The organism is Microbacterium sp. che218, assembly GCF_040436305.1.
GTDB classification, from domain to species: Bacteria; Actinomycetota; Actinomycetes; order Actinomycetales; family Microbacteriaceae; genus Microbacterium; species Microbacterium algihabitans.
The window spans coordinates 169,621-185,729 of sequence record NZ_AP031501.1 but is presented as its reverse complement, the minus strand read 5'-3'; the positions used below and the strand labels follow the sequence as shown (position 1 = coordinate 185,729).

The 16,109-nt window shown below is 64.4% G+C and carries 15 protein-coding genes; 9 read left to right on the top strand and 6 right to left on the bottom strand.

What is annotated here, in order from left to right:
- Positions 1 to 107 precede the first annotated feature (107 nt).
- From ABXS86_RS00800 to ABXS86_RS00780, 5 genes are all read right to left on the bottom strand, one after another.
- Positions 108 to 1,184, bottom strand: coding sequence for a glycosyltransferase family 4 protein (locus ABXS86_RS00800; RefSeq protein ID WP_353665315.1), 1,077 nt, complete (start codon positions 1,182 to 1,184; stop codon positions 108 to 110).
- The gene (locus ABXS86_RS00795; protein ID WP_353666213.1) at positions 1,156 to 1,887 is read right to left on the bottom strand and encodes a glycosyltransferase; all 732 of its coding nucleotides are present in this window, start codon (positions 1,885 to 1,887) and stop codon (positions 1,156 to 1,158) included. Before ABXS86_RS00795 ends, ABXS86_RS00800 begins: the two co-directional genes overlap by 29 nt.
- Before the next feature lie 344 nt (positions 1,888 to 2,231).
- Positions 2,232 to 2,756: a glycosyltransferase gene (locus ABXS86_RS00790; RefSeq protein WP_353666212.1), complete on the bottom strand. Its 525-nt coding sequence runs from the start codon at positions 2,754 to 2,756 to the stop codon at positions 2,232 to 2,234.
- A 559-nt stretch (positions 2,757 to 3,315) separates the two neighbouring features.
- A complete protein-coding gene (locus tag ABXS86_RS00785) occupies positions 3,316 to 4,413 on the bottom strand; it encodes a glycosyltransferase (RefSeq protein WP_353665314.1) in 1,098 nt (365 codons plus the stop codon).
- A 181-nt stretch (positions 4,414 to 4,594) separates the two neighbouring features.
- On the bottom strand, positions 4,595 to 5,194 hold the full coding sequence (locus ABXS86_RS00780; protein ID WP_353665313.1) for a CPBP family intramembrane glutamic endopeptidase: 600 nt from the start codon (positions 5,192 to 5,194) through the stop codon (positions 4,595 to 4,597).
- 776 nt (positions 5,195 to 5,970) lie between these two features.
- Between ABXS86_RS00780 and ABXS86_RS00775 the strand changes: the two genes are divergently transcribed.
- From ABXS86_RS00775 to ABXS86_RS00755, 5 genes are all read left to right on the top strand, one after another.
- Positions 5,971 to 7,476 (top strand): polysaccharide biosynthesis tyrosine autokinase, encoded by a 1,506-nt coding sequence (locus ABXS86_RS00775; RefSeq protein ID WP_353665312.1) that lies wholly within the window; start codon positions 5,971 to 5,973, stop codon positions 7,474 to 7,476.
- Between the two features lie 63 nt (positions 7,477 to 7,539).
- Positions 7,540 to 9,354, top strand: coding sequence for a DUF4012 domain-containing protein (locus tag ABXS86_RS00770; protein WP_353665311.1), 1,815 nt, complete (start codon positions 7,540 to 7,542; stop codon positions 9,352 to 9,354).
- A gap of 219 nt (positions 9,355 to 9,573) precedes the next feature.
- The gene (locus tag ABXS86_RS00765; RefSeq protein ID WP_353665310.1) at positions 9,574 to 10,128 is read left to right on the top strand and encodes an LPXTG cell wall anchor domain-containing protein; all 555 of its coding nucleotides are present in this window, start codon (positions 9,574 to 9,576) and stop codon (positions 10,126 to 10,128) included.
- Positions 10,129 to 10,278: 150 nt separating this feature from the next.
- Positions 10,279 to 10,506, top strand: a complete 228-nt coding sequence (locus tag ABXS86_RS00760) for a hypothetical protein (RefSeq protein ID WP_307212039.1) — start codon at positions 10,279 to 10,281, stop codon at positions 10,504 to 10,506.
- Between the two features lie 307 nt (positions 10,507 to 10,813).
- Entirely contained in the window at positions 10,814 to 11,473 is a 660-nt protein-coding gene (locus ABXS86_RS00755) for a formylglycine-generating enzyme family protein (protein WP_353665309.1), read from the top strand.
- A gap of 57 nt (positions 11,474 to 11,530) precedes the next feature.
- On the opposite strand, the gene ABXS86_RS00750 is transcribed toward ABXS86_RS00755, so the two are convergent.
- Entirely contained in the window at positions 11,531 to 11,959 is a 429-nt protein-coding gene (locus ABXS86_RS00750) for a MarR family winged helix-turn-helix transcriptional regulator (RefSeq protein WP_307212045.1), read from the bottom strand.
- Positions 11,960 to 12,073: 114 nt separating this feature from the next.
- Between ABXS86_RS00750 and idi the strand changes: the two genes are divergently transcribed.
- From idi to crtI, 4 genes are read left to right on the top strand one after another with little or no spacing between them, the layout of a single operon-like run.
- A complete protein-coding gene (idi, locus tag ABXS86_RS00745) occupies positions 12,074 to 12,625 on the top strand; it encodes an isopentenyl-diphosphate Delta-isomerase (protein ID WP_230704825.1) in 552 nt (183 codons plus the stop codon).
- Positions 12,622 to 13,689 (top strand): polyprenyl synthetase family protein, encoded by a 1,068-nt coding sequence (locus ABXS86_RS00740; protein WP_353665308.1) that lies wholly within the window; start codon positions 12,622 to 12,624, stop codon positions 13,687 to 13,689. The genes idi and ABXS86_RS00740 overlap by 4 nt, the downstream gene beginning before the upstream one ends.
- Positions 13,686 to 14,555: a phytoene/squalene synthase family protein gene (locus tag ABXS86_RS00735; RefSeq protein ID WP_144835114.1), complete on the top strand. Its 870-nt coding sequence runs from the start codon at positions 13,686 to 13,688 to the stop codon at positions 14,553 to 14,555. Before ABXS86_RS00740 ends, ABXS86_RS00735 begins: the two co-directional genes overlap by 4 nt.
- Complete coding sequence (gene crtI, locus ABXS86_RS00730; RefSeq protein ID WP_353665307.1) at positions 14,552 to 16,108, top strand: phytoene desaturase family protein; 1,557 nt, start codon at positions 14,552 to 14,554, stop codon at positions 16,106 to 16,108. Before ABXS86_RS00735 ends, crtI begins: the two co-directional genes overlap by 4 nt.
- The last annotated feature ends 1 nt before the right edge of the window (position 16,109 follow it).

Sequence of the window (16,109 nt, the reverse complement as noted above, 5' to 3'; positions counted from 1 at the left end):
CGCACGTTGCCACAAGCAGGGCCAAGAGCACGGGTCCTGGGCCCCACAATGCTGCACCGATCATCGTAAGTACTGCTGCCGCACCGAGGGCGTACCATCTCATCAGGTCAGACTCTCTCCCCTGCGATCGCGCGGGCGAGAGAATCCTCAACCTGGCGCGATGAAAACAGCGGCAACACCGCGGCCTTGCTCATTGTAGCGTTGCCATTCTCTGCGACCAGAAGTGCTCGCTCGATAGCTTCGGCGATCACCGCCGAAGCGTCGCCGGTTGGGCGGGGGACGCCTATTCCCCCCACGATCTCAAGTACCTCCCGTGCGCCACCATCTGCGTAGCCGACCGCAAGCTTGCCGTAGCGCCATGCTTCCAGTGGAACCAGGCCGAATGGTTCTGGCCGAGTGGGAAAACAAGCGACAACGTCAACTGCCTGTGCGATGTCTGTAAAGCTCGTGACTTCACCGACGTACTGGATCCGATCGTCTGCTCGGACAACTTCCAGTAGGTCCTCAAGCGCAGCTTCCTGTCCAGGGTACGGGCCGCCGGCCAGTAACAGGCGCCAGTCTGCGCGGTGACTGAGATGGCTTTGAAAGGCTTTGCATACCTCGATGTGACCCTTGTGACCATTTATGCGCCCCACCACACCGATGACATGGCTGGACGGGTCCAGCTTCAGGGTAGGAACGGGCGGCTCGAGGATGGGATAAACGACGTCTACTCGATTGGCGGCGACACCATTCCGACTGAGCCAAGTCGCTACGGCTTGGCTGCACGCTGTGACGGAGGCCTTACTGTGGGACAAGAAAACCCGCACCAGCAGTCCGCCCGTGAAGGAGTCGAGCAACTCGTGCACGGCCACGTAATATTTTTTGCGACGGATCTCAAGGATTGGTACGTAAAGCGCCAGCGCAAGTGTCCACACGACAACAAAGTCAGCGTTGAGCGCTTGTGCTGGAAGGGTCGGGATCTTGAAAGCATCGCGAAGTCGGGATTTTCGCAAGACAATCAACTTTTTGTCCACCGTTAGATCGATACCGTCTTCGTGCTCCACTGCAGCACCCAGCGGGCCATCCGAAGGCACGACTACCGAAACCGTGTGACCAAGCCGCACCATAGCTCGCGCGTGGTCGAGTAGGACCCGAGACGCACCGTAACCATCATTACTTCCGTGCAGTATTGCGATTCTCACCAGTAACCACCTCCACCACTTCTTGCCAGGCGTCTATAAAGTCAGCTGAGGCGAACCGGCTTGGAATGTTGAGGGCGTGCTCATGAGCTGCTTGCCATGCCGCCCCATCTTCCATCAGAAGCTTTGCTCGGCTAAGAAGCAACGCCTCGTCGTCGGCATCGTTGGTTCCACCCCGCGCGCCAGGCCACGGGGCCACCTCCGGGAGCGCACCTCGGTCCACGTGAACGGTAGGGGTGCCGTACTTTGCGGCCTCGATAACGGGCAGGCAAAATCCTTCGTCCAGCGAAGGGACTAGAAGAATCTTCGCGGACCCGTATTCGTGAGCTAGTTGCTCTTCACTCACCCCGCTCATCAACGAGATCCAGGAAGACTTTGGATCTACCTGATGCACCATCCTCAAAAAACGATCCTCAGCGTTCCCAGGCCGAGTGACGAATGTCGCGATTAAGCTCGGGTTGCTAGCTCTAAGACGGGCAAGTACAGATAGGCCCATCTCGAGGCGCTTATGGCTATCCGTCGACGCCACGACCAGAACCTTCGTCGGCCGGCCTTCTAGCGGCAAGATTCGGCTGGGCTTATCCGGGCTGGCGGGCCAGGGAATAACCCGGACAACGCTACCCGGCCACCGTTCGAGAATTCTGCGGGCGCTGTGCTCGGAGGGTGTTACCACTATCGAGGCGGAGCGAGCAGCCGCGCCGAACATAAGGTGAGCGTATGTGCGAAAGCCTCTCCCGAAGTGGCCGGGGTGGTCCAGCACCATGGTGTCGTGAATGACGACGATCGACGGCAACGACGTCGAAGCGCTGCCCGTGTTAGTGACGTGAACAACTACGGACGCGCCCGCCCGCAACGCAGACTTCCGTGCGCCGAAGAGGTCCCAGTAGACCATCCGAGCGAGCCGAATCGCCTTGGCGCCAGCGGTTGGCTCCGAAGTCGACACGACCACCACGTCGTGGGAGTGACAAAGTGCATCTTGGATAAGCCGGGACCCCCTGCTAGACCCGCTGATACCCCTGTTCCCGATAAAATCGTTTACCGCGACGCGCGTCATCGGGCGGCCAAACTGTAGGCCTCTAGAAGTCCCTCGCGAAAGTTTTCCTGAGAGAACCTCCGGGCCGACTGCCTGACCGACTCGGACGCAGGACCTCCTCCGTGCACCCACGAAACAAGTGTAGACACGGCCTCATCCACATCTGCCTGATCCAAGACGCTGCCGAGGCGCTGCCGCTGCCAAGGCGCCGGGTCGTCCAGGACGGCACCGCCACCCTGCACCACCTCCTGGACCGAACTATTTCGGTAAGCAAGGGTTGGACACCCCGATGCCATTGCCTCGATAGGCGGGAGGCCTTGTCCCTCGTAAGCGCTGGGGTAGTAAAAAGCCGCGGCGTTGACGAATAGAGATCGAAGCTGCGCGTCAGACGGGGCCTCGACCAAGTCCGCGCCCGGGAAGACCATCCGGTCGAGGCCCCGGCCTGCTACCACGAAACGGTGGCCCCGTGCCGTTAGTGCAGCTGAAATCTGGCCAATCCAGTGGTATCTCTTACGAGGATCAGGTGTTCGAAGATCAACCATGGCCAAAATGTAGGGCCGAATGTCGGCGTTTGGACTGTCGTCTTCCTGCAGGCGTTCCTGCCGGAACAACGCGCTTACGGGAAGAGGAGCAACCACAATCTTCTTTGCGGGCACGAAAAGACGCTTCATGATTCTGTCCGCCGTGTAGTTGCAATTCGTAAGAACAACATCGGCCCGTCTGGCGTTCGCGAAGTTGATCCGAGTTCGGATGCCGAAACGTGTGTATGCCTTCAGGTCTAGCGGTATAACATCCTGAATTGAGCACACCCAGGGGCGCAATTTTCTCAATGGGAGATGATCGGCAGACATCGCGTGATAGATGCTCGCGGTCCCAGGGTCCTCGCGGCTTAATGCGACCGCGATTTTGTCCGACGGAGATACTTTTGCGATCTTCACGGGAGCAATCGTCAAACTACTTTGTAGCGCAGAGAAGACTTCCGATGCGTATCTTCCAAGGCCGCGGTCCGACCCTGGTTCAGAGAGGCTCCACTGATCCAGTAAAATCGGAGTGACAGTATGTGCGGTCAATTTGCGCTCCATATTCTCGCGTAGATCAGACTCACGGTTTGATAAGACGACGGAGCGCATGCTCATAGTGGGCACAGATGTCGGGCCAGTTGTAGTGGACGCGAGCACGCGCCATATTGGCAGTAGAACGTCGCTCCTGTTCAGCCGGATTCGCAAGAAGAGCCTCAATCATTTGCACAATGTTAGAAGGAACTGGCTCGCAGATCTGCTGTTCGTCGGCCAGCACCTCCCGGTTGTACACGGTTGATCGTGCGACAACTGGGGCACCGAGCATCATGGCCTGCACCAACGCAGGATTTGTCCCACCCACGGAATGACCGTGAAAGTAGGCGCCAGCGTTCTGCCACAGGGCGGAGAGCAAGTCATCGTCCGCGACGTGGCCCAGGTAGTGAACGTTGTGTAATTCCGAGGCGAGCCGCCCGGCCTCTTCGTCGAGCGGACCGCCGTATCCGGTGGATCCAACCAGCACGACAGGGCCCAGTTCGCTCAGCGCCGGAACAGCGGAGAAGAATTCCGATATGGAGTTTTCAGGCACAAATCGCGCAACGAGTAAGGTATAGCTTCGACGCTTAAGCCCCAGCGGACTCGGCAACTCACTACGCTCTTCTCCGCCGTACGGTATGAAAACGCCATCACGCTTGAACTCTGACCGCCACCGATCGCCGATAGCCTTCGCGTCGAAAACCAATTCTGTCGCCGACTTCGCGGTGCATGAAGCGCCCATGTGAAATACGCGTTTGGCGAAGCCGTTCCACTTGTCTCGGTCCCACTCGATGCCGTCAACATTGACAAGCGTGGGTATTCCAGATCTAACGAATCTGGGTAGGAAAAAGCCGTTCGCTACGTTCATTACGAGAGCCACGTCGAACTTCTCTCGAACCGCCTGTCGCACAGAGGAGAACCCGTAGCTCAAGGTTGAAAGAGATCGAGTCTCCAGACCGCGAGTCTGCACCGTTCGAACTCGAGGGTCGCGATCGGGATCGTCACTTTTCACGGACCCGGGACGGCCGAAGACAGTCACATCCCATCCGGCGTCACAGAGGAATGGGGCCAGCTTTCGAACCGCGGTCTCAAACCCACCGTAGTAGCTTGGATATCCGCGCGTTCCGATAATGGCGACGGAGGGCATTCCGAGTCCAATCTTGCGCTACGGCGCATCTTTAGTGGCATGAGCAGAACCATCGAACCCGGGCCGCCAACGCGAGCACCAAGGCGAATTCAACAGTAATCTTTGCAGAGACGTGTCACGAGAAGATGAACGGTTCGTTTCGTCTCCGCGGTCGACAGTAGGGCAGCGGGACTGCGCAACTTTACTGCAGAATCGCGCCCATCACGCCCAGCATCACATACAAGGCGTTATACGTCACGTGCAAAATCATCGCTCCCCAAATTCGCCCTGTCAGACAAACTATCGCGCCACAGGCAACACTCATCAATGAGAGCGCGAGCACGCTATCAAGTGAATACGTTGCGAACGCGGCGTGAAGGAGTAGAAAACAACCGGTAGACATCAAGATCGAAACTATTGAGGCGGTCGATCCGTCAACCCATTTCCGAGCGATCTTGTAAGTCACTAATAGCAACGCAGCCCTAAAGAAAATCTCCTCAACACCTGGCCCCAGGAACGCGGGAATGGCTACTTCGATTACCCATAGGTTCGCTTCTCCACCGGAGCCTGGTAACTGCACCGTCGGAAACGTGTGCAGGTCTGCACGACTCAAATAACCCACAACAAGCCTCAGTATGAGGCCCCCAGCCACACCGAAAACTAGGTCAGATATGCGCAGGCCGAAGAGACCCTTTGGCCGCGTCTGGATGAGAATCAATGCGGAACTGACGGACAGAGCTATCCACAAAGCCCACGTTGAAGCTAGTCCAGTCGTCGAGCTCAGGCTCATCGCAGTAGACACCCCCGCGATTATGGCCGCAACACCGGCTACCGAGGCCAACGGTCCGAGGGGACGGGTGCCCCCGGGCGCCCTCCAGTCCAGCGAGCCGATCGATCTACTGGCGTGCGCTCGCCTTCCACGTCGAGGCCGCAAGTCAATGGGAGACTCGTCGGTCCGGATGGCGGCCCCGACGGTCGCATCCTGATCGTCACGCATCTTGTCAACATATCGCGGCCACAGCACTGCGTTGGCCCGAGAGAGCCGACGGGGGGTTCACCACCGCGACGAAGGTCTATTTAGAGCGAGCCGCTCCCAGTGCTTCGCCACCTGAGTCAGCGAACTCTGAAGCGGCCAGTTGACATCTGCTGCGAGGCCCCACGCTGAACAGCCTCGGGGAGCATCTCAGCCAGGATGCTCGCAGACCGCCCTTCGATGTTCGCCAACGGACGCCTTGCGGAGTCGCGTCCGAGCAGCGAAGCTGTTCAGAAGATCGGTGATTGAAAAGGAACCTGCGCTGCTAGTGGGCGTGCCGCCTGAGTAAAGCACCCAGTCGACGCGCGAAGACTACGAGGTAGCCGAGCAGTAGATGGTCAACATGTCGTGAGTCGCGTCGTCTGAACACCCGGCTCTGTCATGGCTGCGAGGTCGACGGTTCGCGCCCGTCCTGGCGGCGCACATCTGCGCCGCTCCAGCCCAGGATTGTCGCGTGCACAACACATGGCAGAAACGTGCGGTGTGCAAGACTGGACACGATTTTCAGTGCGCTGACCTCGTACGGCGCGTCTTCGAGAGGCACCATGGAGCTCAACGACTACATCCGCATTCTGAGAAAGAACGCGGTCTTGGTTTTGGGGACGGTCCTCTTGGGCCTAGCCGCTGCCATCGTCTTTACGGCGACTCGGACGCCTATCTTTGAGTCTTCGAGCACTGTTTTCGTCTCGACCCAGGCGGGAAGTACGACCGCTGAACTGCAACAAGGGTCCATCTTCACCCAAGCTCGAATCAACACCTACATCGCGCTTGTGAAGACACCCGCGGTCCTGGACCCTGTGATTGGGGAGTTGAATCTCGACTCTTCAGCGGACGGTCTCGCGAATCAGATTTCGTCGTCCGCGGCCCCGAACTCCACGCTGATTACCGTCACTGTCAGCGATCCGTCCTCACAGCAGGCGGCAGAGATCGCGAACTCCATTGCCGAGAGCTTGTCAACCGTGGTCCCACAACTCGAGCCGGAAGCCGACGATGGCTCGAGTTCGGTCCGTTTAAGTCGGGTCCGTGACGCACAACCTGCAACAACCGCATCGAGCCCCAATACGGCTCTCAATATCGCCCTTGGCCTGCTGCTAGGTGCGGTTGTGGGGCTACTATCAGCCTTCCTTCGATCAGCTCTCGACACTCGCATCCGCGCGCCCCGTGAGGCCGAGCAGATAACGAAGGCCCCTAACATGGGGGCAATTGCATTCGACACGAAAGCTCGAGAGCGCCCTCTCATCGTGCATGTCGATCCTCTCAGTCCTCGCGCCGAGTCCTTTCGTGCTCTGCGAACAAACCTGCAGTTCCTTGACATGGGCGGGCGCTCGAGCTTTGTCGTCACCAGCTCAATCCCAAGCGAGGGAAAGTCGACCACGACGATCAACCTCGCCATCGCCCTGGCCGACGCTGGCAAGCGCGTCGCGTTGATCGACACCGACCTGCGCAAGCCGAAGGTCGCCGAGTACCTCGGAATCGAGGGCGGCGCCGGGCTCACCGACGTGCTCATCGGGCGCGCCCAGGTCAACGAAGTGATGTTGCCATGGGGTAATCGCAGCCTCTACGTGCTGCCGGCCGGAAAGATTCCGCCCAACCCCAGCGAACTGCTCGGGTCGTCGCACATGAGTCTTCTTCTCGAGATGCTCGAGCGCGAGTTCGACGTCGTGCTCTGTGACGCTCCCCCGCTGCTTCCCGTCACGGACGCCGCCATTCTGGCGCGAGCGACCAGCGGCGCCCTCATGGTGGTCGCCGCGGGCAAGACCACGAAGCACCAGCTGACCGGTGCGACCGAGGCACTCAACACTGTCGGGGCCAAGCTCGCCGGCTTTGTGATGTCGATGGTTCCCACCCGCGGACCCGACTCGTACTACACGGGTTACGGCTACGGGTATGGCTACGGTTACCGCGAAACCCCGGAAAAGGAAGGCCGCGGAACGAAGCGGCAGGCCCGCCCGAAGAAGTCGGACTCGCGCCCCACTCGCGGCGACGGGTCGCTCGAGGAACTGGGATTCGGCCCCCGTCGCGCGTCGCGCGAGACCCTTCGTGAGAACTGAGTTCAGCACGGCAGCGGGAACCGACCGCACCCACACTGCGCGACGGGCGAGGGTAAGAGACGCATGACAAACGTCAATTGGGGTCGTCGCACACGGACCATCGGGCGCATCGCCGTCTGGGCGCTCGGCGGCTTCCTGATCCTCTGCGTGTTCGCGTTCGGATGGGTCGGCGTTCGCGGAGCTCTTGCCGCAGTTCACCTCGATCAAATCCGCACGAAGGCACCCGAGCTCGTCTCGTCGTTCACGGGCGATCCGAGCCAGGCCGTCGACGGCTTGCGCGCCCTCAGCGATCACACGCAGGCAGCGCACGACCTGACGTCTGACCCGATTTGGGCTGTCGTCGCCCAGACTCCGTGGATCGGACCTCAACTCCAGGCGGTGAGCACGGTCACCGCGTCCGCTGACGAACTCCTCCGGCTCGGCGTGCTGCCCCTGGCAGAGTCAACGCAGGCTGGGGTAATTGACGCGCTCAAGCCCGTAAACGGTCGCATCGACACGAGTTCACTCAGCCCGATAAAGGAGCCCGCTGAACAAGCTGCGGCCCATGCGGATAACGCGCTGACTGCGATCAAGCACGTGAACCGCACTCCGCTGGTCGGCAAGCTCGGCGACGCCGTCGACCAATCCGAGGGACTGTTCTCCCGCGCAGCGGGCGCTCTCGACGCGCTATCGACCGCCACGCAACTTCTTCCGGGCATGCTCGGCGAATCAGGGCCGCGGTCATACCTCGTGCTCGTTCAGAACAACGCCGAGATGCGATCACTCGGAGGAATCGCAGGGACCGCGCTTCTGCTGCGCACAGACGCCGGCGGCATCACCCTGGTCGGCACGGAGTCGGGCACAGCACTCTCCGCAGGCATACGCGGGCCGGTGACCACTCTGCCCGAGGACGTGCAGGCGGTGTATGGCACCCGACCAGCGCGATACTTCCAGAACCTCACGCAGGTTCCCGACTTCACCTTCGACGGACCGCTCGCCCGCGACATGTACCGGCAGCTGACGGGAAACGAGGTCGATGGTGTCATCGCCATCGACCCGGTCGTGCTGTCCTATCTATTGAAGGCCACAGGACCCGTCGCGCTTCCCGACGGGTCGACGATCAACGCCGACAACGCGGTATCGCTCTTCTTGAGTGAGGTGTACAAGCGCTACCCCGACCCGACCACGCAGGACGCCTTCTTCGCGGCCTCATCGGCATCGATCTTCACAGCGTTCGTCGAAGGCCGCGGTTCGAGCACGGGGCTGCTGACCGCCCTGGCACGAGGGGCCGACGAGCGACGCGTTCTGCTCTGGAGCGCGCACGAAGACGAGCAATCACTTCTCGACGGTTCGTCGATGGCCGGCAAGCTGCCGGTAACCGATGACGATACGGCGCGATTCGGCGTGTACTTCAGCGACGCCGCCGGCTCGAAGATGAGCTATTACCTCAAGCCGGACGTGTCACTCGCTTGGAGCGGGTGCGGCACTCCGGTCCAAGCAGCCACCCGTCAACTCACGCTGACAGTCAACCTCACAAGCAGCGCCCCCGCCGATGCGGCGACTTCGCTCCCCCTCTACGTCACTGCCAACGGCTTGTTCGGCGTCGCACCGGGAATCGTCGCCATTACCGGGAATGTGTACCTGCCGCAGGGCTACACTCTGGTGTCGGCGCAGGCGTCAACCGGCGCCAGCTTCACCTCAGCCGGCCTTCAGGGGCGTGAGGTGCTCAGCTACGGGGTGAACCTCCAGCCGGGACAGACGGATTCCATCTCAGTAGTCGTAGAGACGACGTCCGCAGCCCCCGACGCCGAAGCAGTCATGACCCCGACGGCCGACCAATCGATCAGTCCGGTGGTCGCCACCGCGTGCGAATCCGTCGCGACGGCGACGCTCAGATGACGGAGAAGACCCGCGGAATGCAGGCCTTATTTCATTTGCGAAATGTTTACAATACGGAAACGCTCTCAGTTTGCTTCCAGTGGACGCCTAAGCAATACTCAGATTGATCTTTCACTCACTCGTCGCTTCATCGTTGTCCACCCCTTGCGCACTACAGGGGCAGCGCATACGGAGCGGTCCATCTCAGCACCGGCACGCCGGTAACGAAAGCAGGCACTCATGAAGCTCAACATCACGAAGGCGGGCGCGTCTCTCGCCCTCGCCGGCGCGCTGCTCTTCGCAGCCCCGGCTGTCGCTCAGGCATACGTGCCGACCGGCCCCGGAACCGTCACCCAGACCATCACCTCCGACGGTCCCGTTCCCGTCGCCGGCTTCCAGCCCGGTACGGACGTGACCTTCACGCTCGTCGGCGTAGGTGTCACGGGTGGCAACATCGCCACGGCGAACCTGCCCGTCTCGTCGGCCTCCGTCACGAAGACTGCTGACGCCTCGGGCAGCGCGACCGCGGTCGTGACCCTCCCCGCCAACCCGGTGGGCACCTACACGCTCGCAGCCTCCGGTGCTCGCGCCGACGGCCAGCCCGGAACCGGTGCCGGCACCGGCGGCGGCTCGACCGGCGGCGGCACCAACGCTGGCGGCAGCAATGCCCTCCCGGCGACCGGCATGAACACCGACTCGATGCTCGGCATCTGGGTCGGCGGCGGCGCCCTCGTGCTCGCCGGTGCGGCCGTCATGGTCGTCACCAAGACGCGTCGTCGCAACGAAAGCGCGTAAGACACACCTCTACGAAGGGGCCGTTACCGACTCAGGTCGGTGACGGCCCCTTCGTCGTCCACTGGCGCTCCGCACGTTTGAGAACCGCCCAGACGTCACCCGCTCCCGCCACCTCCTCGGCATCCGGACGCGCGCGCTAGCGTGCTCCACGTGAACGACTGGATGTCATCTCCCAAGTGCGGCGAATGCCTCGTTTCACTCGAACCCTTCGGCTCCCTCATCGAGGCGTGCTGGCGGTGCCCCGAGTGCCTCGAGGTCACTGCACCGGAGGACATCGGCATCCGGTGGCAAGACGCCATCGACAACCGCGGACGAGAGACCGGCCTGCCCGAAGACCCCTTCGAGCCCGGCTGGGAGCCCATCTTCGAAGACGACTGACCCCACACCCACGAACTGCGTTGCGGCCCCCCGGCTCGCTTTCTCCAGCCCACGGCACCACACACCCCACAGACTGCGCTGCGGCCCCCCGCCTTGCACCACCTCCCCCCATCGCGCTCCTCGCGCCCCACAGATTGCGTTGCGGCCCCCCGGCTCGCCACACGCGGCGTCGCGCCTCGCACGTCAACCCACCTCGATGCGGCCCCCCGGCCCGCTTCACTGGGCACATGCCCTTCTCCCCCCGCCTCGGTCGCGCGCGTCGCGACCGCCGCTCCCCCGCCTTCCCGGCGCCGTCTGCGGTGTGCGCGTGAGCGACGTCGAGATGGCGCGCATCGCCGCCGGCAGCGTGCTGCGCGGCGACCTGCGCGGCGTCGAACGACGCGAGATCGTGGTCGAGGCGTTCGAGATCGGCGTCTACCCGGTGACCGAAGAGCAAGTGGCCGACCTCATCGGCATCCCGGCGCGCAATCCGCGGCATCCGGCGACCGAGATCAGCTGGCTGCGCGCCATTCGCCTCTGCAACGCCCTGAGCGAGTGGGAGGGCCTCGACCCGGTCTACTCGTTCGACGGCGAGGTGGTGCGCCCCGACCTCGACTCCGACGGCTTCCGTCTGCCCACCGAAGACGAGTGGGAGTACGCCTGCCGTGCCGGCGCCACCGGACCCGCCTACGGCCCCGTGCGCGACATCGCCTGGACGGCCGCAGACGGCCTGCGGGGCCCCGTCGACGTCGGGGGACGGATGCCGAACCTGCACGGCCTCTTCGACATCCTCGGCAACGTCTGGGAGTGGTGCAGCGACCTCTACGACCCCGAGGGCGAGAGCGACGCGCGCGCCTTCCGCGGCGGCGGCTGGTCGGACGCCCCGGCCCAGGTGCGGGCGGCAGCGCGGCGTGGAGGTCGACCGCGCGACGCCTTCGACGACGTCGGTGTGCGGGTCGCGCGAGGGCCGATCCCCGGTCACGGGTGAGGTTGCGCCTAAACGCGGGCGAAACCGAGCGGCGTCGAACGGGCTGCGGAGTGGGTCTCAGTCGTCCGTCGAAATGGCCGTGGTGAGGTCGTCGATGAAACGGGTGATGGTCTCGAGCTGCTCGTCGTCGAAGGCGGCTGCGGTATCGCTCATGGCCATCAGATGACCACCGAAATGCTGGAAGAACTCGCGCCGCGACTTCTCGGTGAGCACGACCACGCGGGCACGACCGTCGGACGGGTGCGGACGCCGCTCTAGATGACCCGACGCGACGAGTCGATCGATGAGCTTCGTGGTCGACGCTGTCGAGATGCGCAGATGCGTTGCCACGTCGTGCGGGCTGACCATCTGCCCGCGTCTCTCGCGAATGGTGAGCATGCGCAGCGTCGCGAGGTCGCTGGCATTCATATCCATATCGCCCTTCATGCCGCTGTGCATGCGGTCGAGAGCGTCACTGAGCGACTGCACGGCGGTGAGCGTATGCATCACGGCAGGCCTTGTACCAGAGGTCGACACGGCATCCGTCACAGTGGACACCCCCTTTCACCCTAGGTATAGTCAGGCTCACATCGCTAGCTAAACTAGCAAACGGGAGGCACGATGAGCGAGACCGAATATGTCGTCCTCCTGGACGACTTCGGCAACGAGATTGGCACGGCGCCCAAGGCTAGCGTGCACGGCACCGATACCCAGCTTCACCTCGCATTCTCATGTCACGTTGTGAATGCAGCCGGAGAGGTCTTGGTCACGCGTCGCGCTTTGCACAAGAAGACCTGGCCGGGCGTCTGGACCAACTCCTTCTGCGGTCACCCCGGCCCCGCTGAGCCCGTGCTGTCGGCCGTGCACCGCCGCGCCGAGTTCGAAGTGGGTCTCGCCGTGCGCGACCTCGAGCTCGCACTCCCCCTGTTCCGTTACCGCGCGGTCGACGCCAGCGGCATCGTCGAGCACGAGATCTGCCCCGTCTACGTCGCGCGCACCGACGCCGAACCCCAGCCCAACCCCGACGAGGTCGCCGAGTACCGCTGGGTCGACCCGCTCGAGCTGGCCGCCTCGCTCGAGGCCACGCCCTGGGCATTCAGCCCGTGGCTCGTTCTGCAGGCGCAGCAGCTTCACCTCTTCGAGACACCCCAAGCGGTGAGGCGCGCGTCATGATCGCCCTCGCCTCGACCTCCGTGGCCCGTCACGGCATCGACGCCGAGATCGACGCGGCGCTGTCTCGCCTCGAGGCGCGCTCGCAGCGACTCGGTGACGGCGCCCAGGCCCTGGCATCCGCCATCCGCCGCGCGACGGACGGTGGCAAGCGCTTCCGCCCGCTGCTGGTGGTGGCCGCGTTCGAGACGCTCGACGGCCCCGACATCGCGCTGCCGGCGCTCTACCAGGTGGCCGCCGCGTTCGAGCTGCTGCACACCGCCTTCGTCGTGCACGACGACGTCATCGACCACGACACCGAACGCCGTGGCGTGCCCAACGTCGGCGGCGAGTTCCGCCTGCGCGCCAGCGACAAAGGGGCGGATGCCGCGGGCGCGGCCCTGCTCGGAGACGCCGCCGCGATCCTCGCCGGTGACCTTCTGCTGCACGAGGCCGGGCGCCTGATCGCCCTGGCCGAGATCCCCTCGACGCTGCGCGCCGAGCTGCTGGCTCTGTTCGACGAGGCCGTGCTCGTGTCGGCGGCCGGAGAGCTCGCCGACGTCGAGAACGCCGTGTCGCCGGGCGAAGCCGACCCCGACACGGTGCTGCGCACCACGCACGACAAGACCGCCGTGTACTCGTTCTCGGCCCCGCTCGAAGCCGGAGCCGTCATGTCCGAGGCCGACGCCCCCACGCGTCACGCGCTGCAGCGCTTCGGCCAACGCCTGGGTCTCGGCTACCAGCTGATCGACGACCTCATCGGCGCGTTCGGTACGGCCGCCGCCTCGGGCAAAGACGAGGGCTGCGACCTGCGCGAGGCGAAGAAGACCCACCTCATCTCGCTCGCGCGCGAGACCGAGAGCTGGCCCGAGGTCAGCGAGGCCCTCGCCCAGGCTCACACGGGTCCGGTCGCGATCCGGGCCGCGCAGGTCGCCCTGTCGGCCTCGGGAGCCCGCGCCCGCCTCGAAGACCTCGTGTGCGAGACGCTCGACGAAGCGCGGGCGATCGTCACGGCATCCACTCTTCCGGCCGCGTGCCGCGCGATGCTGCTCGAACTCGTCGACGCCGTGCAGGAGCGCGTTCCGTGAGCACCGCGCCCACGGGCCTCGAACTGTATTCGCAAACCGCCGACGCGGCCGCAGCCGCCGTCATCCAGCGCTACTCCACCTCGTTCGGCATCGCCGCACGCCTGCTCGGGCCCCGCCCGCGCCCGCACGTGCGCAATATCTACGCCCTCGTGCGGGTGGCCGACGAGATCGTCGACGGCCCGGCGCGCGACGCCGGCCTCTCGCCCGAGCGCGAGCGCCAGGTGCTCGACGGCCTCGAGCAGGAGGTGCGGGATGCCATCGCGACCGGGTTCAGCGCGAACCTCGTCGTGCACGCCTTCGCCCGCACCGCGCGAGAGTGCGGCATCGGCGACGACCTGATCGCGCCGTTCTTCACCTCGATGCGCACCGACATCGACACCGCCGAGCACGACGACCTCTCGCACGACGCCTACGTCTACGGCTCGGCCGAGGTCGTCGGGCTGATGTGCCTGCAGGTGTTCCTCAACGCGGGGATGTCGGCCCCCGCCCAACCCGCGGCCGACCTCGTCGACGGCGCGCGCCGGCTGGGAGCGGCGTTCCAAGACGTCAACTTCCTCCGCGACCTCGCCGACGACGCCGACCGCCTCGGCCGCGACTACCTCGACGGCGCGGCCGACGACGAACGCCGGGTCGCGGTGCTCGACCGCATCGACGCCGACCTCGCCGCCGCGGCATCCGTCATCCCCCACCTGCCGCCCGACTGCCGCGCCGCGGTCACGACGGCCCACGACCTGTTCGCCGAGCTGTCCCGGCGGCTCCGCTCCTCCCCCGCCGGCGCACCCCGCGTCCGCGTTCCCGACGGTGTCAAAGCCACCCTCGCCGCCCGCGCCCTGCTTGGTCGCCCCCCGAAAGGTTCACGCTCATGAGCGCCCAGCGCATCGTCGTCGTCGGAGGCGGAATCGCCGGTCTCGGAACCGCCGCCCTGCTCGCCGACCGCGGATACGACGTCCAGCTCTTCGAGGGCCGTGACGCCCTCGGCGGGCGCGCCGGCTCGTGGGAGAGCGACGGCTTCCGCTTCGACACCGGCCCCAGCTGGTACCTCATGCCCGAGGTGTTCGACCACTTTTTCCGCCTGCTCGGCACGAGCGCCGCGGAACAGCTCGACCTCGTGCGCCTCGACCCCGCGTACCGCGTGTATGGGCCTCCCGGACAGGGTGAGCCGATCGACATCGTGTCGGGCCGCGAAGCCGTGCGCGAGCTGTTCGAGAAGCACGAGCCCGGCTCGGGCGACAACATCGACGCCTACCTCGACTCCGCGAAAGACGCATACGAGCTGTCGACGTCGAAGTTCCTCTACGACCCGTACTCGTCGACCAAGGGCCTGCGCGACCCCGCGCTGGTGAAGCGTCTCCCCACGCTCGTCCCCCTGCTCACCCGCACGCTGTGGAAGCGCGTCACCAGCGACTTCAAGAACACGCGACTGCAGCAGATCCTGGCCTACCCCGCGGTGTTCCTCGGCGGATCGCCCTTCGAGGTGCCGAGCCTGTACCACCTGATGAGCCACCTCGACCTGGGCGACGGCGTGCTATACCCCAAGGGCGGCATGACCGAGATCATCAAGGCCATCGAGAAGCTCGCTCGCGAACGCGGCGTGCGCATCGAAACCTCGTCGCCGGTCGAAGCGATCATCACCGAGTCGGGCCTCGCTCGCGGCGTGCGTCTCGCCGACGGTCGAGTGATCGCCGCGGATGCCGTGGTCTCGGGCGCCGACCTGCACCACACCGAGAACGAGCTGCTCGAAGAGAAGGACCGCCAGTACCCCGAGCGCTGGTGGAAGGACAAGGTGCCCAGCCCCGGCGCCCTGCTGCTGCTGCTCGGCGTGAAGGGCGAGCTGCCGCAGCTCACCCACCACACGCTGCTGTTCACCGACGACTGGCACACCAACTTCGACGCCATCTTCGGCGAGAACAAGATGATCCCCGACCCCGCGTCGATCTACATCTGCCGCCCCAGCGCCTCCGACGACTCCGTCGCACCCGAGGGACACGAGAACCTGTTCGTACTCGTCCCCGTGCCCGCCGACCCCGACAGCGGACGCGGAGGCGTCTCGGGCGCCGGCGACGAGCGGATCGAGAAGGCCGCCGACCGCGTGATCGCGCAGATCGCCGAATGGACCGGCATCCCGGATCTCGCCGAACGCATCGTGGTGCGCAAGACCATCGCTCCCGAGGACTTCAAGGAAGACCTGCACGCCTGGCACGGCAACTCGCTGGGACTCGCGCACACGCTCAACCAGAGCGCGATCTTCCGCCCGAAGAACCGCTCGCGCAAGGTCGAGAACCTCTTCTACGCCGGCACCTCGGTGCTGCCGGGAATCGGCCTGCCGATGTGCCTCATCTCGGCCGAGCTCGTGGTCAAGCGCATGACCGGCGACACCACCGCCGGCCCCCTGGCGGAACCCGCGCACGCGGCGGTCTGAG